Source organism: Sphingobacterium sp. HJSM2_6, assembly GCF_049316305.1.
Classification (GTDB): domain Bacteria; phylum Bacteroidota; class Bacteroidia; order Sphingobacteriales; family Sphingobacteriaceae; genus Sphingobacterium.
The window spans coordinates 127806-151657 of the sequence record NZ_JBMOXB010000006.1; the positions used below are offsets into that span (position 1 = coordinate 127806).

Here is a 23852-nt window from a genome sequence, read left to right on the forward strand (position 1 = left end):
TAAAATACATATGCCAAATCCAAATAATAGAGCTGATATAAAGGTGGGAATGTTAGTCAATATCATCCTAAAAAAAGATCAACGTACTGGCGAATTGACGGAAGGTATTGTGAAAAATATTTTGACCTCTGCAAATTTTCATACCCGAGGGATAAAGGTGAAACTTACGGATGGGCAGGTGGGCCGCGTGGCAGAAATAATTGAAGATGATTTTTAAATCATACCCCTAATACCACAAGAAGCATTGCCACAATACCTGATCCACTAATCCTTAATTTGAAGCGATTTTCCCAAGCTATAAAACCTTCTTTTGTTAAATACTGTTAATCCCACAATGGAGTAAAGAAACTTCTTTACATTTATTGTAACTAACAGCTAAGCTATGATGAAGTATAATCAATGGAATAACCTACTTGGATGGATGTGTGGATTGATTTCCACGATCGTTTATATCCTTTGTACCGATAAAACGACCAGTTGGTGGGATACGGGAGAGTTTATTGCCTCGGCCTATAAATTAGAAATTGTACACCAACCCGGTGCGCCATTATTTCTTTTAATTCAGAATTTATTTTCCAATTTAGCTTTCGGTGATACTTCAAAAATAGCCTACATGATGAATGTGGGATCTGCTATTTGCAGCGGCTTAACTATTGTATTTTTATTTTGGACCATTACGGCTTTAGCTCGAAAAATACTTAGCAAAACGAATCCCCATGATGATTTAAATATTTTTAAAATTTTAGGTGCAGGCATGGTAGGTGCATTGGCCTATAGTTTTTCAGATACCTTCTGGTATTCTGCTGTAGAATCGGAGGTATATGCGATGTCTTCCTTGTGTACGGCTGTCGTTTTTTGGTTGGCGATGAAGTGGGAGCGAAGGGCAGATGAAGCAGATTCAAATCGTTGGATAATCGTTATTGCTTTTGTGATGGGTTTATCCATCGGTGTACACTTGCTGAATTTACTCAGTATTCCTGCTTTAACATTGCTGGTATATTTTAGAAAATCCAATCGTATCTCTTGGCAAGGAATCCTGAAATCCTTTATTGGGGGATTGACTTTGTTAGCATTTATTCTTTGGGGAGTAATTCAATATTCTGTAAAGTTAGCAGCACAGTTTGATTTATTCTTTGTGAATGGGTTGAGCCTACCTTTTGGGACTGGAATAATGACCTTTATTGTGCTCTTAGTAAGTTTAATGCTTTATGGTTTATGGATCGCAAAGAAGAAAAATAAACCCACACTTCAATTGCTTTTGCTCTGTTTTGCATTTATCTATTTTGGTTTTGGTTCCTATGCCTTATTGGTTGTTCGAGCACAGACCAACATCTCTTTAAATAATAATATTCCAGACAATGTTTTTTCTTTCTTAGGGTATTTAAGTCGTGAGCAATATCAAAGTGAACCTTTACTAAAAGGGCCTAAATTTACTTCGCAGATTGTAGGCATTAATTCAAAAACAGACTATCGGAAAGAAAAAGATGGTTATGCCCCAATACACAGTACTTCTGGGTATCAGTATGATAAGGAAGTCCTATTCCCACGGGTTTATAGTGAAAAACACAGTGAGTTTTATAAACAATACCTGGGTTTAAAAGATGGGGAGGAACCTAGCTTTATGCATAATATGCGCTTCTTTTTCGAATACCAAATAAACCATATGTACACGCGTTATTTTCTTTGGAATTTTGTAGGTAGGCAGAATGATCAGCCTGCACAACAAGGATATACCGCTGGGAATTGGATATCTGGAATTTCTTTTCTAGATGAAATGAGATTACCGGGGCAAGGTAATATAAGTGATTTTTTTAAAAGCAATCCTAGTAGAAATACCTATTTCTTTATGCCTTTGATTTTAGGTGTTATAGGTTTTCTGTGGCAATGGAAGAAAAGCAAAAGAGACACAGCAATTGTTGGACTGTTGTTTTTCTTTACAGGAATAGCTATCGTATTGTATCTTAATCAAACGCCATTGCAACCTCGAGAGCGTGATTATGCGTATGCGGGTTCTTTTTATGTTTTTGCTATTTGGATTGGATTAGGAATGATTGGATTAACGGAGTTTTTACAGAAATATTCTTTTTCATTCAGTAAACCGATTGCCTATGGTTCTTTAGCCTTGTCGTTGCTAATGGGACCTATGTTGTTAGTAAAAGAAAACTGGGACGATCACGATCGATCTGCTCGATCGATGAGTAAAGATGTTGCCTATAATACCTTAATGTCCTGTGATCCAAATGCCATATTATTTACCTACATGGATAATGACACTTTTCCACTTTGGTATTTGCAAGAAGTAGAAGGCGTTAGGACCGATGTTCGGGTGATCAATTATGGTTATTTGCAATCTGACTGGTATGTTAAGCAAATGATGCGGGATATGAATCAATCCAAAGCATTACCTATAGGCTTCTCTTATGAACAAGTGAAAAAAGGTATTCGAGATGGAATCCGTGTGATGGATATGGGAATTGAAGGCTATTCAGATATTGATAAGCTGTTGGCTGTTATGTTATCGGATAAACCGGAAGACCAAGTCAAAATGCCAGACGGCACTTCGGAAAATATTTTAGCCAATCAGAAATGGCAGTTGAAAGTAAACCGGGAATCTGTACTTAGTAACCTTACAATTCCTGAGAAATGGCAATCGGCAATACCAGAGTATTTGCAGTGGGAGTTTAAACAAAATTACGTTTCTAGAGCAGAATTAAGTTTGATGGGCATATTGGTCAATAATAATTGGGAAAGACCCATTTATTTTACGAGTATGAGTCCTAATAGTATCTTCATGGGGATGGATAAATATTTAGCATCAGAAGGTTTAGTTTATCAATTATTGCCAGTAGAAGTAGGACAACCGGATATAGAAAGCACATTAGTGAATACGGATAAGCTATATGATCATGTGAAGCATACTTATGCATGGGGGGATATATCGACGATAAGTCATTTGGATACCGATTCAAATTTTTATTATGAGAATTGGGTATTCCCTAAAGTTTATCAACAAGGACTAGCAGCCTTAATGCAAGCGGGGGAAACCGAAAAAGCGAAGGATCTTGCATTGAAAGCATATGATTTCCAACCAGAAGTTATCCAAACCGTTCGGCAAGCTTATATGAATAGTATTGTCGTTGACACTCTGTATAAAGTCGCGGAAGTGGAGAAAGCAAAGTTATTAGGAAATAAGAATATAAATGCGTTAGATGAATATCTTAATCAACAGCTTGCCATAACTAAAAAAGCTAATGTTGGATTTGATCCATATGTCATACAATTAGGATTAGCGACCCTTGATCGGTATTTAGAAGTGGCGCAACAGGCTAAGGACGAACAAATGCTCGCAAGTTTAGTACAAATGCAAAAGAAATATCAAGAAGCATGGATGTAAAAAAAGGAGGCTTATTAAGCCTCCTTTTATATTTTTAACCTTTCTTTACCTCTTTTGCCCAAGAGTCTTTTAGGGTTACTGTTCGATTAAATACTAGTTTTTCAGCTATGCTATTCTTAGCGTCTAGTGTGAAATAGCCCAATCGTATAAATTGATATCCTTTAGCAGGAATAGCATTTTCCAAATCAGGTTCTATATATGCTTTTTCAATGATGCTTAAACTGTCAGGATTGATAGACGATTTAAAATCCTCTGCTGCTGCAGGGTTCTCTTCGGAGAACAGACGTTCATATAAACGGACCTCTGCTTCCTTAGCATGCGTTACAGATACCCAATGAATCGTTCCTTTCACTTTTAGTCCAGAAGTATCTTCACCCGATTTAGAATTTGGAGCATAAGTACAATAAACCTCGGTTACGTTTCCTTGATCATCTTTTTTGAAGTCTGTACAAGTGACAATATAACCATGTTTTAATCGTACGGATAATCCTGGTCCTAAACGGAAGAATTTCTTAGGAGCATCCTCCATAAAATCATCACGTTCAATCCACAATTCCTTAGAAAAAGGGATAGTTCTGCTACCATCTCCACCTTCCACTTCGGGGTTATTTTCGCCATGTAATTCTTCCACTTGGCCATCGGGGTAATTGCTGATAACTAATTTAATTGGATCAAGCACAGCCATTCTACGCCAAGCACTTTTGTTTAAATCTTCTCGAATACAGAATTCCAAAAGACTTACATCAATCATATTTTCTCTTTTTTGAATGCCTATACGTTCACAAAAGTTACGAATACTTTCAGGAGTATATCCTCTTCTTCGTAAACCGGATATCGTAGGCATGCGAGGATCATCCCATCCTTCGACAACCTGCTCATTCACCAGTTGCAATAATTTCCTTTTGCTCATCACCGTATAGTTCATATTCAAACGAGCAAATTCATATTGTTTGGAAGGGTAGATGTCCAATTGATCAATCAACCAGTCGTACAATGGACGATGTGGGATAAATTCTAAGGTACATACCGAATGTGTTATTTTTTCTATGGAGTCCGATTGTCCATGAGCAAAATCATACATCGGGTAGATGCACCATTGATTCCCAGTACGGTGATGATGCGCATGTTTAATTCGGTAAATAATGGGATCGCGCATGTGCATATTTGGATTCTCCAAATCTACTTTTACACGCAAAACTTTTTCACCGTCTTGATAGTTACCTGCGCGCATTTCTTCAAATAATTGCAGGTTTTCTTCAATGGATCGGCTGCGGTAAGGAGTAGGAGTACCAGGGACGGTAGGTGATCCTTTTGCTGCCGCAATTTCCTCTGCCGAACTATCATCTACATAAGCCAGTCCTTTTTTAATTAAGTCAACTGCATAATTATAAAGGGTTTCAAAATAATCTGAGGTATATAATTCTTCAGACCATTCAAAACCAAGCCACTGTATATCTTTTTTGATGCTTTCTACATATTCGACATCTTCCGTTACGGGGTTGGTGTCATCAAAACGTAGATTTGTTTTTCCATTATATTTTTGTGCTAATCCGAAGTTTAGACAAATTGACTTTGCATGTCCAATATGAAGATAACCATTTGGTTCAGGAGGAAAACGAGTCAATACACGACCCTCATGTTTTCCACTGCGAAGATCCTCTTCGATAATTTCTTCAATAAAATTTAATGATTTTTCTTCTTCTACCATGTAGCAAAGTTAGCTATTTCAACGATATATTGGATGAGTCATTAACGAATACTTAACGCTATTTTATGTATTTTAGGTTTATATTTACTGAATTATGAATTTTCGAATCGTCGTATTAATATGCTTGTTTTTTCCAATGGTTTTATGGGCACAGAAAAAACAGAAGCCAAGATTGTTAGTTTATGGATCAGACATCACAGCCTTTTCTGCGGCCTTGCAAGCTGCAAAGTCGAATGTGCCTACCATTTGGGTGGTTGATGAAGAAAATATGCTTCCAGAGTTTCGAAAGGGCCCCTTGAAGATTAATAACAATGAGTTCTTGGACGCAGGAATCTGGATGGAATTACTGATGAAAATGGCCATGAGTAATACGACCAGCGATTCATTGGCCCAAGTGGTTAAAAAGGATTTTAATAATCAATTAGCTTGGAATGCCGCAGAAAAAATGTTGTCAGCATTCCCCGACTTAAAAATCGTTAAAAACCAGCAAGCTATCAAAGTTACCCGGAATAAAAGAAATTGGGCAGTTCAATTGTCCAATAAGGAACAATACGTGGTGCATTCCTTGATAGACGCTAGCTACAATTCTGATTTAGTAAAACAGGTCGTTTGGAAAGAGAAATCAACTCCTTCAACTTCATTTTTAAAACCTGAAGAATTGACTTTAGCATTAAGTAGAACGACATTAGGGGTGGCGGCATTAGATACGGATGTGCGAATGATCCTATTAAAAGATATCCTATCCTTTGAACAAGACAATCTGTTTGATGTTGGTTTATTACGTAAACTTAAGAAGGGAGAAGGATCTATAGCCTTCCAATCAGTTTATGGACAAGTATTAGGGGCTACTGCTGGTTTTGTTGCTTTTTTTAAAACCGAAAGTAAACAAATTGATGTAAGGAAATTACAAACAGAATTAATGACTTACAAAATGCGAATGATGCCTTATCAAGACGTGTTATTTACGAATGTGCATTACCAATCTCTTCAAAAGTTATTTTTAACAGGTTTCTTTCTTGGGGAAAACAAAGACGGAAAATACCAGCTAAATGCAGACGATTATGTTCAATTTAGTGAAATAAAAGCGGTCATGAATGATATGTATACACGAAGTCAATTGTGGTTTTTAGATAATTATCGGGAGGATGAGATGCAATGGAAGGATTTACTAAGCTTAATCAAATTCATATTTTTCAGAGGAGATGAAGTCGAAAAGCAATTGGTAAAAGATTGGAATAGCAAGCGCAAATTTGAAGGACAATACCAGGCAGAACAGCGATTTACTAAAACACAATTTGCAGTTATGACCGATTTGTATTCCGATTCATTTGCTAAAGGGATAAAAGAAGACGGAAGTTTTAAAAAATAAGATAAAAAAAATAGAGACCACATTGCTGTGTGTCTCTATTTTTTTGGTTCTAAAACCTATTTAGCGTATTGGAAAACTTTTCCTAAAGAATCGTTACTTGTAAATGTACAATCTTGATTGATTAATTCACCAGTTCCGATATTAATCACCATACCGTGAATAGCTAAATCTGCACCATTACTCCATGCATTTTGAACGATAGAAGTAGTACATAGATTTAATACTTGCTCTTTTACATTCAATTCGACTAATCTGTCTGCTTTCTTTTCTTGATCTTCAATGTTGTCAATCTCTTCTGCATGAAGACGATATACATCCTTAATATGGCTCAACCAGTTATCAATGATACCGTATTGTTTTCTGCTGATTGATGCTGCAACACCACCACATCCGTAATGACCTGCAACAATAATATGTTTTACCTTCAGTACATTAACGGCATAGTCTAAAACAGATAACATGCTCATATCCGAATGCACACACATATTGGCAATGTTACGGTGAACAAAAACTTCTCCTGGTTTAGTACCTGTCAATTCATTGGCAGGAACACGACTATCAGCACAACCTATCCATAGAATTTCTGGGTTTTGACCTTTAGCTAATTGTTGAAAACGACCTGTATTATCATTTTTTACAAATTCCATCCAACCTTTATTTCCTTCTATAATCGTATTTAGTCCAGTTTCTAATTCTTTAATGCCCATTTTATATATATTTTTTATTCGTTGAGTTATTAATTATTTACAATGTTCAATATTATTTCGGTTTATTTAAACCACTTTTTGAAGTTTTTGTTTTTTACTTAACACTTTCTTCTTGTAAGTTACTTCATTAAGTTCAATTTCGATTCCTTTACTTATCGCATTTTGCTCGAAATCTTTGATCACATCGATGACATCTTTGTCTATAAATGTACTTTTGTGTCCATCAATCACTACCGATTTTACATTTTTAGGTAGGTTATACAATTTTTGTTGAATTGGAGCCTTATTAAGAAAGGTCACTTCTTCAGCCAATGTTAATACAGCGACAGACTTGTCTTCTTCATCAGTAGGTCGAATGTTGAATTGATAAGCATTGTGCATATTCGCACGCAAAATGTAGAATGTAGCGACTAAAATACCTACCCCAACTCCTGTTAATAAATCAGTGAAGACAATAGCGATAACGGTGATCGTAAAAGGAATAAATTGATCCAATCCTTTCTTTAGCATTTGTTTAAATAAAGCTGGTTTTGCTAATTTAAATCCTGTATGTAAAAGAATGGCTGCTAGACCTGCTAAAGGAATTAAGTTTATCAAACTAGGAATTGCTAGTAATGCTAATAATAACCAAATACCGTGCATAATTGCCGACTGCCTAGTTCTTCCTCCAGAATTTGCATTGGCAGAGGAACGAACGATAACTGATGTCATAGGCAAACCACCCAATAAACCACTTGTCATATTACCAATACCTTGTGCAATTAACTCCTTGTTAGTTGGTGAATTACGTTTGAAAGGGTCAATTTTATCGACAGCTTCAATACTCAATAAGGTTTCCAAACTTGCGATAATAGCGATAGTGACCGCCACAATCCATACTTCTTTATTTAATATTTGGGTAAAATCCGGAAATATAAATAAACCTTTAAATTCCGTAAAAGAAGAAACTACTGGAATCGAAACAAAATGATTCGGATTTAGCGCTAACGAAGTGCCTTGAAAAGCAAAACCTAAACCTATACCTAGCAATACCACCATTAACGGAGCTGGAACCTTGTTTAAGGTTTTCAAGTTAGGCCAAACAATAAGTATAGCTATGGAAAGTAAACAGATTAAAGTGGCTCCCCAATTGACACTGGAGATAATGGTATTCGTAAATGCCGATATACCTCCCCCATTTTCTACATCAAATGCATTCGTTTCAGTCATGCCGAATGCTAAAGGTATTTGTTTCAGGATAATGGTAATACCAATAGCAGCTAACATACCTAAGATTACCGAGGAAGGGAAGTAATTTCCAATCATTCCCGCTTTCAAAAAGCCTAAAACTAATTGGATTGCTCCAGCTAATAGTACTGCTAGAATAAACGTGTCATAAGCCCCTAACTTTTCAATAGCTCCTAAAACGATGACGGTTAAACCCGCCGCAGGACCACTCACACTTAATGGTGATCCAGATAAGGAAGCAACAACTATACCTCCTATTACCCCTGTTAATATCCCAGCAAAAAGTGGGGCACCAGAGGCCATTGCAATTCCCAAACAAAGTGGTAATGCCACTAAGAAAACGACTATACTTGCCGGGAAATCATATTTTAAGTCTCTTTTCGACAATTTTAGAAAAGCAGACGTACGTGTACCAAACATAAAAACTACGTTTTAATTTAATTCAATTTTTAACAATAAACAATCAATAATCCCATTAAGACCCTGTTTACAGGTCAGAATAAGCTGATAAATAAGAAAAATGTTGAATTAACTGTTAGGAGGCGGCGTTGGCACTGTTGGATGGAAAGCACAAATCGTTTTTTCATTACGTAAGTAATGTTTGATTTGTCCTGAATTTTCAATAGTAGGGTTGAAGCTAAGGTAATCCATGGCATCGGGTTTAAATATTTTTACGCCCGTTTCATGAATGTCTTCATTGTTACTATTGGCACCTTTGGCGGTGTTTTCAATCTCTAATTGCATCACAATTTGAAGCACTGTACCCTGATCCAATACATCGATAAACATCGGTGTAATAGATATTAGCATCTTCGTAAAGAAGACTAAAAAGCAAATCTTTGCTGCTATTATTCTATAGGATTTAGTAATCAATCGTGTTTTTGCAATCATAAACTTCAACAAAAATAAAATTTAATTTTAAATAATCATGTTTTTTGAAATTTTGTTGTGATTATTTTACAAAAGGATTGCTTTTCTACTGAATACTTAACATTTTATTAATATTAAATCTGTTTAATTCTTAAATACTATTGTATTATCTTTATTTTTATTTTAACATTTAGATCTTCAGTTCTATAATATTATGAAAGAACAATTTATAGAGAAAGTAATACATTCTTATAATCCGAAAGGACCCTTTATTCAATTGGGTTCAGGTATTTTAAATGGTGAAATTGTAACTGATGCGAAAGTTAATTTAGCATTAAAAATGATGAATCGTCATGGTCTTATTGCAGGTGCTACAGGTACAGGTAAAACAAGAACCTTGCAATTAATGGCTGAACAACTTTCTGACGCGGGTGTTCCCGTATTTATGTTGGATGTGAAAGGTGATTTATCGGGTCTTGCTGAACCAGGAAATAGCAATGAGGCATTAATAGAACGCGGTTTAGCGGTAGGGATACCTTTTGTTCCCTCAAGCTTCCCACTCGAGATTTTTTCCTTAAGTGGGCAGTTAGGAGCCTCTATGCGAGTGACTGTGGAAGATTTTGGACCCGTATTATTGTCTAGAATATTAGATTTAAACGATACCCAATCCGGAGTTTTAAGTGCCATATTTAAATATGCCGATGATAATCAATTGCCTATTGTTGATTTTGCTGATTTAAAGAAACTACTAAGTTACTTATCTGAAGGGCCAGGAGCGGAGGAAATCAAAGCAGATTATGGTAAAATAAGTACAGCCAGTGCCAGTACCATCCTTCGAAAGATAGTCGCAATTGAACAACAAGGCCTAGCGCATATTTTTGGAGAAAAAGAATTTGATATTCAAGATTTATTCGGGAAAGTGGATGGTAAAGGGGTGATATCCTTGCTCAATATATCGGATATTCAAGATCAGCCATTGTTGTTTTCCACATTCTTATTGAGTTTATTAGCGCAGCTTTTCAAAAAGATGCCGGAGGTTGGCGATTTAGATAAACCTAAATTAGTCTTCTTTTTCGATGAGGCTCACTTATTATTTAATGGAGCTTCCAAAACATTTCTTACCCAAATTGAACAAATCGTACGATTGATTAGGTCTAAGGGAATTGGTGTATTTTTTTGTACCCAAGCTGCTGCCGATATTCCAGAGTCTGTATTAGGACAGTTAGGAAATCGAATTCAACATGCATTAAGAGCTTTTACGCCAAATGATGCTGAAAATCTTCGAAAAACGGTAAAAACCTATCCTACCTCCGATTTTTATGAAATCGATAAAGTATTAACCTCCTTAGGCACAGGACAAGCCTTGGTCACAGTATTGAATGATAAGGGAATTCCTACGGAAGTCGTGGCGACACATTTAGTGCCCGCCAGAGCTGTTATGGGACCTTGTCAGCCTAATCAATACCAACAGTTGTTAAATTCATCCTCTTACCAAGATAAGTATCAAGAGCGCATAGAAAGGCGTACAGCCTCCGAAATATTAGAGGAGCGTATGGCACAGCATGATCAGGAAGAAGCGCGTGAGCAAGAGGCTAAGGAGGCTGAGAAAGCTTCTAAATCGTCGACATCTTCACGTTCTACTCGACAGACTCCATTTGAAGCGGCTAAGAACCAGGCTAGTCGTACTTTAGCCCGAGAGGGTGCGAAATTATTGGGTAAGATTGCAACTGGAATCTTAAATTCCATTTTCAAAAAGAGATAACTAGAAAGTAGTATATTTGCGCACACAATTACAGGTACTTAATTAAAATTTATAATATGGGAAAACCTACTTTGGTAGTATTAGCTGCAGGCATGGCGAGCCGTTATGGTTCTTTAAAACAGGTAGATGCTTTTGGTCCACATGGAGAGTCTATTATTGATTATTCCATTTATGATGCCATCCGTGCCGGTTTTGGGAAAGTAGTTTTTATTATTCGAGAAGAATTTGAACAAGTCATGCGGGAAAAATTCGACGCAAAACTAGCAGGTCATATTGACGTGGAATATGCATTTCAGGATTTCAATTTGAAGAAGTTTGGTGTGAATAGAGAAATTGAACGCTTGAAGCCTTGGGGTACTGCACATGCAGTAATGAGTGCAAAAGATATTGTCCATGAACCATTTTGTGTGATTAATGCGGATGATTTTTATGGCTATGATGCCTTTCAAAAAATGGCTAAATTTCTTACTGAAGAAGTGAGCGATTCAACGATGTCATTAATGGGTTTTGCTGTGGGTAATACCATGTCAGATTATGGGTATGTGTCTAGAGGCGTTTGTGAAGTTACCGAAGCAGGAAATATGGCATCCGTTACAGAGCGTACAAATATTTATTACGTAACAGATGAAGCTGGAAATAGGAAGATTGTTTTTGAAGAAGATGGAGTGCAACATGATTTAGATGCAAATACTCGTGTTTCTATGAATTTCTGGGGATTTACACCTAAAGTATTTGATATAGCTCAACAGATGTTTCCTCAATTTGTTGAAGACAATGCCGATAATCCAAAAGCTGAATTTTTTATTCCTAGTGTACCTGATTATATGGTGAAACAACAATTGGCAGATTTTAAAGTTATTCCTACCAGTAGTAAATGGTTTGGAGTAACCTACGTTGAAGATAAACCAATTGTTCAAGAATGTATCTCCACATTGGTTGCTGATGGAGTTTATCCAGCAAAACTATTCTAATCAAATAGAAGATCTTTTTAGTGCATGGCAGGTAGGATATACTTGCCATTTTTATTTTCTTAAATTAGTTGTATCCTGATTGCTAATTCTTGGTGTATTGAAAAAAATGATGGTATTTATAGCTTATGTATTGGGAGGTATTATAGCTTTCTTTTTACTTTATTTGGCCGCAGATTGGATCTTATCAAGCATTGCTGGAAATATCAAGGCTAGTGGAAATAAAAATATAAGCATTTATGTGAAATCAAATGGGGTACATACGGATTTGGTGTTTCCTGTTCAGCAAGCTCATGTAGATTGGAAAAATACATTTCCCTTAGCAAACAATAAAGGTCCTACAAAAGACTTTGAATATGTGGCTATAGGTTGGGGAGATAAGGGATTTTATCTAAACACTCCAGAATGGAAAGACCTTAGTCTGAAAACAGCCTTAGTAGCTGGATTAGGAATTGGCGAAACAGCCTTGCATGTTACTTATTACTCCCATATTCAAGAAGATTCATTATGTTACCAGGTTAAAATAGATGCGGAACAATACCAGCAATTAGTGGACTATGTGGAAGCCGCATTGGATAGAAGTTCGTCCAATGAAGCCATCTTAATACAAACACAAGCACAGTATGGATTAAATGATGCTTTTTACGAAGCTAAAGGGGCTTACAGTTTATTCTTTTCATGTAATACCTGGACCAATACCGCATTAAAAAACGCAAATCTCCCAAGTGCTTATTGGACTGTATTCGATACAGGGATTTTAAAACATTACCGGTAAACTGACCTGTAGCTTTGAAATGTATTTAAAAAATACGCTTTATATACGCTAATTAGTTCCTAAGTTTTTGCAGGAACGTTCCTTTAGTACCTTTTTGTTCACAAAATCTACCATTGCTTTTCCCCATTAGGCAATAGGAAGCATCATCTATCAAAATCATTTTACGTTTAACCAAGCTATTTGCAAATACGATGGCAATGGAATTAGGTGTTTGTCCAGCAACTTAGCATTCTCAAGGACCCGTTCATTACTTTCTTTCAACCATAGGGATACTTAAAAATGAGCTGGCGCTAATGAATTACTTAGATCTGCCTGGGCTTATACCAAGGGATTATACCCATAAAAAAAAGCTCGGTTTCCAAAGAAACCGAGCTTTTTTATGTATAGTGGAGTTACTTATTTAACCTCTTCAAAATCTACATCTTGAACATCATCTCCACCCGCTTTGTTATCCGCATTATTGGCTTGACCAGCGTCGCCTTGAGCTTGTTGCCCTTGCGCACCTTGTTGTGAAGCTGCGTACATTTCTTCCGATGCAGCATTCCAAGCGTTTTGTAATTCAGCAGAAGCGGTATCAATATCAGCAAAATTTTTCGCTGCATGAGCTGCTTTCAATTTTTCTAAACCTGCTTCGATAGGCGCTTTTTTATCAGCAGATATCTTATCGCCGTATTCTTTCAATTGTTTTTCTGTAGAGAATACCAATGCGTCAGCAGCATTTAATTTATCAACTTCTTCTTTGATTTTTTTATCCGTTTCAGCATTCGCTTCTGCCTCTTGTTTCATTCTTTTCACTTCTTCATCAGAAAGACCTGAGGAAGCTTCGATACGAATGTTTTGCTCTTTTCCAGTCGCTTTATCGATGGCAGATACTTTAATGATACCATTAGCATCAATATCGAATACTACTTCAATTTGAGGAATACCACGTGGAGCAGGAGGGATGTCTGTTAATTGGAAGCGACCTAAAGTACGGTTTTGCGCTGCCATCGGACGTTCACCTTGCAATACATGTATTTCTACAGAAGGTTGATTGTCAGAAGCTGTAGAGAACACTTCCGATTTACGTGTAGGGATTGTCGTGTTTGCTTCAATTAATTTCGTCATAACACCACCCATGGTTTCGATACCTAAAGATAGTGGAGTAACATCTAATAATAATACATCCTTAACTTCTCCAGTTAAAACTCCACCTTGGATCGCTGCACCTAATGCAACAACCTCATCTGGATTTACCCCTTTCGATGGTTCTTTACCAAAGAAACTTTTTACAGCCTCTTGAATAGCAGGTATACGAGTTGACCCACCTACTAAAATAATTTCATCAATATCCGATGTGCTATATCCCGCATTTTTTAATGCAGTACGACAAGGTTCTATGGTACGTTTTACTAAGTCTGCTACTAAGCTTTCAAATTTAGCACGTGATAAAGTACGAACTAAGTGTTTTGGTCCAGTAGCATCTGCTGTAATGTATGGTAAATTGATTTCAGTTGAGCTGGTGCTTGATAATTCAATTTTTGCTTTCTCTGCTGCATCCTTTAAACGTTGCAAAGCCATCGCATCTTTTTTCAAATCAAAACCATTGTTTTCATTAGCAAATTCTTCTGATAACCAAGAGATAACCGCATTGTCAAAATCATCTCCACCTAAGTGAGTATCTCCATCAGTAGCTTTTACTTCAAATACGCCGTCGCCTAATTCTAAAACAGAAACGTCATGAGTACCACCACCACAATCGAATACCACAATTTTCATGTCTCTATCCGCCTTGTCAAGACCATATGCCAATGCAGCAGCTGTAGGCTCATTGATAATACGTTCTACTTTTAAACCTGCAATTTCGCCGGCTTCTTTAGTCGCTTGACGTTGTGCATCATTAAAATACGCAGGAACAGTAATGACCGCTCTAGTCACTTCTTGATTTAAGTAATCTTCAGCTGTTTTCTTCATTTTTTGAAGAATCATTGCCGAGATTTCTTGTGGAGTGTATTTACGATCGTCAATCTCCACACGAGGTGTGTTGTTATCCCCTTTAACTACATTATAGGGAATGTGATTCATTTCATTTTTTGCCTCGTCAAAAGAAACACCCATAAAACGTTTAATGGAATAAACGGTTTTATGTGGATTGGTGATCGCTTGACGTTTGGCAGGGTCTCCAACTTTACGTTCACCACCTTCTACAAATGCAACGATAGAAGGAGTGGTGCGTTTACCTTCGTTGTTGGCAATAACTACCGGTTCATTTCCTTCCATTACGGCTACACATGAGTTGGTAGTTCCTAAGTCGATTCCTATTATTTTTGACATATCTTGTTTTGTTATCTTATATTATAATTCAATTTATATTAACTCAACAACGCTTGTGCCAAACGGTTTTTTTCTTAAAATTTTTCCCGAATGCTGAAAAATATGCGGGGCTTTGTCATAGCGTTGTGACATTCTGTCATTTTTTTTATTATTATTTAATTCCTTATTTTTGAGAAAAATAAACAAACATGACTTTCGACGAATACCAGAGTTACTTTGAAGATATCTTAACGAATACTGCAGCACACGAAATTTACGCCAATAATCCTGATTATTTAAATTACACCAAACTCAATTGGTCTAGAATGAATCGATGGCTTAAAAAATTTGAGCCTTCAGAAAAAATGAAAAATTGTATTCAGCAAATTAAAGATCCGCAGCATTGGATTGTGATTACTGAACCATGGTGTGGAGATGCCGCTCATTCAGTGGCTCAGCTCTATTTGATCGTAAAAGATAATCCAATGATTGATTTTGATATTCAACTACGCGATGCTGAACCTTTTCTTATCGATGAGTATTTGACTAATGGGGGAAAATCGATTCCGAAATTAATTATTCGAAATGAAGTGGGGCATGATAAGTTGGTTTGGGGACCTAGACCGGCAGCATTGCAACAACTTTTTGAAGAGTTGAAGGCTCAAGATCAACCCTTTGATGTACTTAAAGAAGCCTTGCAAAAATGGTATAATGATGATAAAGGGGAAGAGATCCAAAAGGAGCTCACTTCTTTGTTGGCTGAATAATTTTTTATTAAAGATCAAGATTTTCAATAAATACAAAAAGCGCTACCCATATGAGTAGCGCTTTTTTTACGGTCTCTGAAATTACTTTTTCAAAACAACTCTTAATTGTACTGGAATGATTTCTTGATCATTATCCAATTTGATTAAAAACATAAATGCGATTTGCAATTCATTCGCTTTTGCATTTGTCATAAAATCAGCTATTAGTTTTTCATTATTGGGACTGTATGCTTTAAAACTGCTTAGGGTTGTACTGAATGTGACTTTATTTCCTTGTCCAGCAATTGCTGATGAGATGTATTTCCCTTTGCGAGCTCCGTTGGCATTGATTGCTGTAGACCCCGCTTCTACTTTTGATATTTCCTTAATCTTTCGACCCGAAGTTTCTGGTATCAGCAAGGTGACACTAATGTTGTTTTGGGTAGCAGGAATTTCAATATATGGATTGAATCCAGCTGTTCTGGCGCCCTCATAGGTTACAGGGATTTCGGGTTTATTGTCTTTATATAAAGAGTAGTATTCTTTCTTGCAGGCTGAAAGTCCAGTGATGACGAGGATGGCGATGATTATGTTATATATTGTTTTCATTTTGTTTTAATTAATGTCCCACCATAATTTTTCATTCGATTTTGGTACGCTTGTACCTTGAGGAAAATTTGGATTACGCTGTTGTTCAGTAAATAAGTATATGGCACGAACTGGTCTTTTCCCATCTTCACCTCCAGCATTTTGGTGCTCAGGCAAATCGGGATAACCGGTTCTTCTCCAGTCATTCCACTGTTCCAATCCATTAGAAAATTGGGAAATGTATTTTTGGGTGATGATTTGCTTGATTTTATTTTCATTTGTTCCCGACAAGGTGAATTCATCGGCATGTGTGTTGCTGTATTGCGTAATCTGCTCGTTGGATAATCCTGCGTCGCTGAGCGAATAGGCTATCCCTTTTTTATAATATTCTTGGGCATCTCCGGAAATCCCTAATCGTATAATTGCTTCTGCAATATTAAAGGATGTGGAAGAAGCAGTGATTAAACGTGTGGGACCTTCTCCGTTTATTCCAGTTACATAGCTACTATAGGTGGATCGGACTTTGGGTTGTGGCGGTATACCTCGAAATCCATTATCGATAGTTACATAATCTCCACTAGGCTTGGTGACAAATAGAGGAAGTCTAGGATCATCCTTGGATTTTAATAAATTAACAAATCGAGTGCTGATTAATAAATCGTTTTGAAAAAGGGAATTGTGAGTTAAGGTCCAAATGGGAGCTGTAGATCCTACTTGACCTCCAAAATTTACTGCTAAATTTTGATCATTAGCTTCAATTATGGGTTTTTTGCCAATTACTTCTTCATATATAGCTTTTGCTTTCGCAGGTTCGACTAAGCTAATTTGTGTTGCTAACTTAAGTAATAAAGAGTTGCCAGCTCTTTTCCATTTTGAAATGTTGCCCTGGTAAACGATGTCTTCCCCTCCTAATTGCAGGGGGTTCGTTTCATCTAAATCTTTTAATCCAGATTTCACTAAATCAAATAGACTTTCCACTTGATCAGTACCTAAATAAATATCTTTTTGTGCAGTGAGTTTTGGGGCAGTTATACCTAAATCGCCTTGTAGTGCTTCTAAATATGGGATGTCTCCCCAAACATCTGTGGTTAATGCAAAGGAATAGGCTAACATAATCTTACCTACTCCAAGAAAATAGGTCGCTTTTGTTTCCTCGGATAATTTGATTAATTTATAATAATTTACCATTGCACCGCCATACAGTTCGAAGTTCCACTGGTTTGTAAAATCACCACCGGTAATCAAATAAATATCATAATTAGAGGGGCTATTGCTTACTCCAGCTGTTACACTCATAATGGTGGATGCAAATCGATTTAACTCATTGCTGTTGGCAAATGCTGTACCAGCCAATGCGGTGGGTAATAATGTTTTTACCGTAGCTTTTTCAGGATTATTAGGAGAGGTGTTGACATCAAGAAATCTGTCGCAACTTCCTAAGGTCAATGCAAATCCCAATAGGGATATTTTTAATATATTTTTATTGTGTTTCATTGGATGTCGAATTAAAATGTTATACGGATATTGAATCCATAATTCTTCGTTGTTGGAATACCGTTTAAATCTAGACCTTGCACATTACCTGCGCCTTGGGTGTTGATCTCTGGGTCACTTGGAAAACCTGGAGCAAACATCCAAAGGTTTCTGGCGCTAAAGCCAAATGATAGTTGTCCAAACGGAGTTTTATGTAGCAGGGATGCTGGTAAGGCATAAGAAATAGAAACTTCCCGAAGACGGTAGGAGGTTGCGTCGAACACAGCAGCTTCAGAACCAATTCCCCCTAAGCCTGACCAATAAGTTTGAGCCGAAACTTGAATATCATTTGGTCTATAGCCTTTTACTTCCCCATTTTCAATTATTTCAATCACTCCTGGTAAAATCCTTGGTTGATCTCGATCTACAGCAGTGAAGTCTAAATATCCCGCAGTGCGCAAATCAACCTGTCCCATAGAGAAAATTTGTCCGCCTTTTTGGATGTCGATTAAAGCCATCAAACTAATGCCTTTATAATTCAATGTGTTCGTAAAGCCCAGGGTATAATCTTTTTGAGGGTTAGCAATCACTTTGTTGCCAATAGCAGATTCAAATCCCCCTGTGACTGGATTAATCAAAAAATCCCCATTTGCATTGCGAGCATGTTGACTGCCCACAATTACGCCATAAGGATGGCCTTCAGCGATAGAAGGTGCAATACCTGTAAAGGAGTTTATGTTTGGAATTACTGAACTCGTTAATATATTTCCTCCAACCGGTTTATCCCCAAAAATAGCAACTACATTATTGCGTATACGGGTAAAGTTAAAATTCATGTGCCAGCTGAATTTTTCTTTTCTAATTGGATAGCCTCCCAATAGTATTTCTATACCACGATTGGTCATTTCTCCAATATTATTGGTTTTACTATTGAAACCAGAAGAGTTTGAAACGGCTACATTGAATATTTGACTTTTACTTTTTGTGCTGAAATAAGTGAAATCTAAATCAATTCGATTGTTAAATAATCCTACCTGCGTTCCGATTTCATAGGATGTTACAAATTCAGGTTTCAAGGCATTATTTCCAATACGAGAGCTAATTTGAAAACCTGGAATACTGGAGCCATCTATTGATAAAGGGAATGTAATGCTCGCGGTGTTATTGCCATATGAACTAGAAGTATACAGTGTTTTTAATAAATATGGATCAGCATCACGCCCTACTCGAGCAGCATTAGCTCTAATTTTCCAGTACGATAGCGTTTCAGATTTGAGCGTTTGGAAAGCGCTGGTAGGTACAAAACTAATGGATGTTGAAGGGTAGAAATACGTATTATTGCTTTTTGGAAGTGTGGAAGATTGATCGGCACGCCCGGTTAATTCTAAAAATAAATAATCTTTATATCCTAGACCTACTTGACCATAATATCCAATCAATCTTCTTGTTGTTTTTTCGGAATATGAGCCGGTAAATACCGCTGCAACACCTACATTATCAAACGCTGGAATCGCTAAATCACTAGATATAACTCCAGATGATCTAAAATCTCTGCTATTGATATTATGTCCTAGTAGCAAATTCGCGTTTAAACCATCAATCCATAAATTTTCTTTTTTAGCCGTAATCAATAAATCTCCATTTAACTCGCTACGGAAACGATTATCTTCATCAATTGATCCTAATGGAGCTCTTGCAGCACCTGGTCTTAAAACTTGGGTTCTGATGTCGAAGTAAGTGTCTCCCGTAATGCGGTAGTTTACATTTAGCCAATCTGTAATATCATATCCCACGCTTAGATTACCATAAGCACGATTGACATTCGAGGTGAAAAACTCGTTTTCTACACTCCAAAGTGGACTATTTTGAGTGCTTAAGAAATATTGTCGCTGACCAAATTCATTCAATATAGGGGTGCCCATTAAGTCGTAGGATATTGGGATTCTCGATAGCTGACCAAAAGCACTACCTCCATTTCCCATAGTAGAACCTCTTTGGTTAGTTTTAGCGTAGTTTAATACCCCAGAAATGCGAATGCCGTTGTTCAATGTTCGGTTTCCGCCAATATTGACGGTATGCCTGTTGAATTTACTATTTGGGACTACACCTTGTTGAATGGTGCTTGATGCCCCTGCTGCAAAATTACTATTCTCATCTCCACCAGCTAGATTTAAAGAATTTTGCAGGAATGATCCTGTATTGAAAAAGTCTTTTATATTATTAGGATAAGCGCGATAAGGGACAAGTTTTTCGGTACCGCCTTGAATTACCTCATCAACTGTTCCGAAAGCTGGGCCCCAAGAAGCTGTTGATGTATTGTTGTATATGTTTTGTGAACCTTGACCGTAGCTGGACTGGAGTTTTGGAAGAAATCCGATGTTCTGAAAGTTGATGGAGGAATTTATGGAAACCTCTGTCTTTCCAGTCATTCCTTTACCACTTTTTGTGGTAATGATTAACACCCCAGCAGAAGCTCTAGATCCATATAAGGCTGATGCGGCTGGACCTTTCAAAACGTTAATAGATTCAATATTGTCTGGCGGAATGTCATTTAGTCGGTTGGCTGGTTGAGACCCAAACAAGGTGTTTTGAGAATTATCGGTATCATTACTAAATATCACGCCATCTACAACAATTAAGGGTTGGTTGTTGCCGCCAAATGAGGTAATACCTCGAATGTTGATATTGGTCGAAGATCCTGGTTGACCTGAGGAGCTACCTATCGATACCCCGGCGATTTTTCCTTGTAATGAATTTAACACATTGGTCTCTGAACGTTGGGTTAACTCATCTCCGCTAACTTTTTGAGTTGCATATCCGATGGACCTTGCCGTACGTTCTATACCTTGTGCCGTAACCAGAATTTCTTCTATCGCCTCATCAGTACTGGTTAAATTGATGTTAATTTCTAAGCGAGTTCCAATGTTAATATTCTGCGTTGTAAACCCAATAAAAGAGAAATTTAAGGTGGAATTTTCTCTAGCTTGGATGTTGTACCTTCCTGCGGCATCTGTTTGTGTGGCCGAATTTGTGCCGACCAACTTGACAGAGACTCCTGCTAATGGGGTTCCATCTGAAGCAGATCTCACAATTCCGAAGATACTTCGGTTTTGAGCATACCCCGCTGTTGTTACTAACAGTAAGAGCATGACTACACTGAGTAAATTTAGTTTCATGTTTCTGTGTTTAATTGTTTAGTTAATAAAATTTATTTGTAAACATTCTTAGTAAAATTCATTGGTTGTTTTACTAAGAATATTAACCTTATTTGTTTCTTAAGAAAATAAACAAGTTTTTTTACTTAAAATATTTTATTTATATCTAAATACGATATAAAAAGATAAGTATAAACTATATTAATTAATATTTATTCGCTTATGTTTATTATTATAAATAATCGGTTGTTATGTCAAATATAACTAAATATTAATTTTCTTTAAAATAAAATAACAAAATATATTTTATTTTTAATTTAAAATAACTCATAAAACGATTTAATCATGATCTAGATCTAACTCATGTACTCATTGATGGTATAGATTTATTTTTTCTCCTAAACCCTATTTACTATTTTTCAGATACAAGATTCATTTATTATAAATGACATTAATTAGTCGTTTTGAATGCACCTCGTATGCATCTCCTTTGGGGTTTCATCGGATATACTCGTTGATGTTTCGATGGTACTCCGATGAAGATCCGATGAAGATCCGAAGGAGACCGGGTTGTCTTGTTAAGAAAATAGCATTCTTTTAAGGTAATTTGGCGCTAATTGGATTGAGTTGTTAAAATTAGAAAAGGAGGGGAGATTGCATATTCATAATAAAATCAAGATATTGTATTATGAATATTGAAGAATTAAGAGATTACTGTATTGCTAAAGAGGAGGTTGCAGAAGAAACACCTTTTGGACCAGATACCTTAGTGTTTAAAGTCTTTGGGAAGGTGTTCTTGTTATTGGGTTTAGATCAAATTGATCAGCTGTCTTTTAATGTAAAGTGTGATCCAGAGTATGCCTTAGAATTGCGTCAACAATATGCCCATTCCGTACTTCCTGGGTATCATATGAATAAAAAACATTGGAATACCGTATTTGCTAATAGGCAGCTTTCCGATGAGTTATTGTATAAATTGGTTGATCATAGCTATGACTTGGTGCTGAAAGGCTTGCCCTTGAAAATTCGTGCTCATCTTAAATCGGGGATGAATTGATTAACAGTGCTAATTTTTCAAGAATAACTTTTTGAAAACTTACGCCTATAGGCAAGTCTTCTTGCTGAATAAGAATGCTAGTTTTTCCAATTTTTTGAATAAAATTGCTGTTAATAACATAAGAACGATGAATTTGGATAAATCGCTGGTCAGGGCAGCTTTCTAGGAATTCTTTAATCGTTAATCTTGCTAGAATTTGTTTATCCGGCATTTGGAAGCGAATATAATTTCCATCGGCTTCTAAATAGTAGACTTCATTTAAATTTATTTTCACCAACTGGTAGCCATCTTTTACATATAAATGGGCATCATTCCCTAATACACCTTTGAGTTCCAGCAATTCTTTTGCTTTCTGACAGGCTTTCAAAAAGCGAGCTTTTGAATATGGCTTTAGTAAGTAATCTAAAGCATCCAGCTCAAAACCAGACAACGCATACTCGCTATAAGCTGTGGTGAAGATTAATAATGGCTTGTGTTTAAGGTTTTTAAATAAATCTATCCCATTAATATCAGGCATATGAATGTCTAAGAATAAGAGGTTGATGTCATGATATTGTAGGTATTTTATGGCTTCGAATGCATTGGTAAAATACTGCTGTATATGGAGGTAGGAAATATCTTTAGCGTGATGCTTTATTACCTCAAGTGCTAAAGGTTCATCGTCTATGGCAATAGCTTTGATCATGTTTATATTTCAGTTAAGAAATGGATTCTCTTTTCGATGAAGTTTCCAAATCAATGGTTAAAAAGACAAAGAATTCCTGCTGGTTTTGTTCAATAATTAACATATGCTTATTTGGATAAAGTAAATTTAAACGGCTTTTAACATTTTCTAAACCTATTCCAGATTTTGTGCGCTCCAAATCATTTTCTTGTAGCTTATGAATGCTGTTGTATACAGAAAATTTTAGCTGAGCGTCTATTAGTTCAGCGTTTATTTTAATCCATGATGGATTAACCATACTTATGCCATGCTTAAACGCATTTTCTACAAAGGGAATGAGAAGCATGGGGCCAATATAGTATTCTTCAAATATCTCGGAGATTTCATATTCTAATTTTATTTGATCCGACTGGTCTATCCGTAAACTTTGTATTTCAATGTATTCTTTTAAATAGGTTAAATCTCTCGAAAGTAGAATATGTTCCTTTTGATTTTCAAAAAGCATAAATCGCATCATGGAACTCAGGCGTTGCACACTATCGGCTGTCTTAGATGCATTTTCCTGAATTGCTAATCCATAAATAGAATTCATCACATTAAATAAAAAATGAGGATTTATTTGCGATTGGATTAATTTTAAGTCAGCTTCTGATTTGCCTAGGTCTTTTTGCAGGCTGGATAACTGCTCTTTGTTTTTGTTTTTTTTATCAAATTGATGGATGGTAATGGGTATAATTAAGAGATAGTAAATGCTACAAAATACAAATAGATCTGCATGATAACGAGTAGAAGTAGCTAGTATTTGGATTAATAAGGCTAAGCAAATGTATCCAGTAAGAGCGATTAATAGACTTGATGTATAATAGGTGAAGGCGTTAAATTTTCCTTCATAACGTTTTTCTAATAAAAAATAATAATGGGTACTATACAAAAAATAGCCATACGGAATAACCACAAAAAATAAACCAATACTTCGGTTAATTTCCTGACCAAAGCGAACGAAAATTACACAAAGAACGACTATTACTAGTGTTTCTAGAAAAATTTTCTTGAACCAAAAGCCAAGGTTTGATACTGATTTATTCATGTCCATATGA

The 23852-nt window shown here is 36.3% G+C and carries 18 protein-coding genes; 8 read left to right on the forward strand and 10 right to left on the reverse strand.

Annotated features, from left to right (window positions below; genetic code table 11):
• The first annotated feature begins 10 nt into the window (after positions 1 to 10).
• Positions 11 to 217 (forward strand): YwbE family protein, encoded by a 207-nt coding sequence (locus ACFRAE_RS07405; RefSeq protein ID WP_422796499.1) that lies wholly within the window; start codon positions 11 to 13, stop codon positions 215 to 217.
• Between the two features lie 165 nt (positions 218 to 382).
• On the forward strand, positions 383 to 3394 hold the full coding sequence (locus ACFRAE_RS07410) for a DUF2723 domain-containing protein (RefSeq protein WP_422796500.1): 3012 nt from the start codon (positions 383 to 385) through the stop codon (positions 3392 to 3394).
• Between the two features lie 34 nt (positions 3395 to 3428).
• Here ACFRAE_RS07410 and ACFRAE_RS07415 read toward each other — a convergent pair whose 3' ends face one another.
• The gene (locus tag ACFRAE_RS07415; RefSeq protein ID WP_422796501.1) at positions 3429 to 5102 is read right to left on the reverse strand and encodes a glutamine--tRNA ligase/YqeY domain fusion protein; all 1674 of its coding nucleotides are present in this window, start codon (positions 5100 to 5102) and stop codon (positions 3429 to 3431) included.
• A 94-nt stretch (positions 5103 to 5196) separates the two neighbouring features.
• Between ACFRAE_RS07415 and ACFRAE_RS07420 the strand changes: the two genes are divergently transcribed.
• Positions 5197 to 6471: an FAD-dependent oxidoreductase gene (locus ACFRAE_RS07420; protein WP_422796502.1), complete on the forward strand. Its 1275-nt coding sequence runs from the start codon at positions 5197 to 5199 to the stop codon at positions 6469 to 6471.
• 56 nt (positions 6472 to 6527) lie between these two features.
• Here the strand turns inward: ACFRAE_RS07420 and ACFRAE_RS07425 are convergent, their stop codons facing one another.
• From ACFRAE_RS07425 to ACFRAE_RS07435, 3 genes are all read right to left on the reverse strand, one after another.
• Positions 6528 to 7178, reverse strand: a complete 651-nt coding sequence (locus ACFRAE_RS07425) for a carbonic anhydrase (RefSeq protein WP_422796503.1) — start codon at positions 7176 to 7178, stop codon at positions 6528 to 6530.
• Positions 7179 to 7244: 66 nt separating this feature from the next.
• Positions 7245 to 8825: a SulP family inorganic anion transporter gene (locus ACFRAE_RS07430; RefSeq protein WP_422796504.1), complete on the reverse strand. Its 1581-nt coding sequence runs from the start codon at positions 8823 to 8825 to the stop codon at positions 7245 to 7247.
• 108 nt (positions 8826 to 8933) lie between these two features.
• Entirely contained in the window at positions 8934 to 9296 is a 363-nt protein-coding gene (locus ACFRAE_RS07435) for a hypothetical protein (protein ID WP_422796505.1), read from the reverse strand.
• Between the two features lie 193 nt (positions 9297 to 9489).
• Between ACFRAE_RS07435 and ACFRAE_RS07440 the strand changes: the two genes are divergently transcribed.
• The 3 genes from ACFRAE_RS07440 to ACFRAE_RS07450 all read left to right on the forward strand — a co-directional run bounded on the left by ACFRAE_RS07440 (position 9490) and on the right by ACFRAE_RS07450 (position 12780).
• On the forward strand, positions 9490 to 11037 hold the full coding sequence (locus ACFRAE_RS07440; protein WP_422796506.1) for a helicase HerA-like domain-containing protein: 1548 nt from the start codon (positions 9490 to 9492) through the stop codon (positions 11035 to 11037).
• A gap of 56 nt (positions 11038 to 11093) precedes the next feature.
• Positions 11094 to 12008 (forward strand): nucleotidyltransferase family protein, encoded by a 915-nt coding sequence (locus tag ACFRAE_RS07445; RefSeq protein WP_422796507.1) that lies wholly within the window; start codon positions 11094 to 11096, stop codon positions 12006 to 12008.
• A 106-nt stretch (positions 12009 to 12114) separates the two neighbouring features.
• The gene (locus ACFRAE_RS07450) at positions 12115 to 12780 is read left to right on the forward strand and encodes a TIGR02117 family protein (protein ID WP_422796508.1); all 666 of its coding nucleotides are present in this window, start codon (positions 12115 to 12117) and stop codon (positions 12778 to 12780) included.
• 396 nt (positions 12781 to 13176) lie between these two features.
• On the opposite strand, the gene dnaK is transcribed toward ACFRAE_RS07450, so the two are convergent.
• Positions 13177 to 15093 carry a molecular chaperone DnaK gene (gene dnaK / locus ACFRAE_RS07455; RefSeq protein ID WP_422796509.1) on the reverse strand — a complete coding sequence of 639 codons (1917 nt, stop codon included), beginning with the start codon at positions 15091 to 15093 and terminating at the stop codon, positions 13177 to 13179.
• Positions 15094 to 15281: 188 nt separating this feature from the next.
• On the opposite strand from dnaK, the gene ACFRAE_RS07460 reads away from it, so the two are divergent.
• On the forward strand, positions 15282 to 15839 hold the full coding sequence (locus ACFRAE_RS07460) for a thioredoxin family protein (protein ID WP_422796510.1): 558 nt from the start codon (positions 15282 to 15284) through the stop codon (positions 15837 to 15839).
• A gap of 81 nt (positions 15840 to 15920) precedes the next feature.
• Here ACFRAE_RS07460 and ACFRAE_RS07465 read toward each other — a convergent pair whose 3' ends face one another.
• The 3 genes from ACFRAE_RS07465 to ACFRAE_RS07475 are packed head-to-tail and all read right to left on the reverse strand — an operon-like array spanning position 15921 to position 21055.
• Positions 15921 to 16427, reverse strand: a complete 507-nt coding sequence (locus ACFRAE_RS07465; protein ID WP_422796511.1) for a hypothetical protein — start codon at positions 16425 to 16427, stop codon at positions 15921 to 15923.
• A gap of 6 nt (positions 16428 to 16433) precedes the next feature.
• Positions 16434 to 17900 carry a SusD/RagB family nutrient-binding outer membrane lipoprotein gene (locus ACFRAE_RS07470; RefSeq protein WP_422796512.1) on the reverse strand — a complete coding sequence of 489 codons (1467 nt, stop codon included), beginning with the start codon at positions 17898 to 17900 and terminating at the stop codon, positions 16434 to 16436.
• 11 nt (positions 17901 to 17911) lie between these two features.
• A complete protein-coding gene (locus ACFRAE_RS07475; RefSeq protein WP_422796513.1) occupies positions 17912 to 21055 on the reverse strand; it encodes a SusC/RagA family TonB-linked outer membrane protein in 3144 nt (1047 codons plus the stop codon).
• Positions 21056 to 21722: 667 nt separating this feature from the next.
• Here ACFRAE_RS07475 and ACFRAE_RS07480 point away from each other — a divergent pair.
• Positions 21723 to 22091, forward strand: coding sequence for an MmcQ/YjbR family DNA-binding protein (locus tag ACFRAE_RS07480; RefSeq protein WP_422796514.1), 369 nt, complete (start codon positions 21723 to 21725; stop codon positions 22089 to 22091).
• Here the strand turns inward: ACFRAE_RS07480 and ACFRAE_RS07485 are convergent.
• Together ACFRAE_RS07485 and ACFRAE_RS07490 are read right to left on the reverse strand one after the other, a co-directional pair.
• A complete protein-coding gene (locus tag ACFRAE_RS07485; RefSeq protein WP_422796515.1) occupies positions 22072 to 22776 on the reverse strand; it encodes a LytR/AlgR family response regulator transcription factor in 705 nt (234 codons plus the stop codon). The two genes, ACFRAE_RS07480 and ACFRAE_RS07485, sit on opposite strands and share 20 nt — an antisense overlap.
• Before the next feature lie 13 nt (positions 22777 to 22789).
• On the reverse strand, positions 22790 to 23842 hold the full coding sequence (locus ACFRAE_RS07490; protein WP_422796516.1) for a sensor histidine kinase: 1053 nt from the start codon (positions 23840 to 23842) through the stop codon (positions 22790 to 22792).
• Positions 23843 to 23852: the final 10 nt, after the last annotated feature.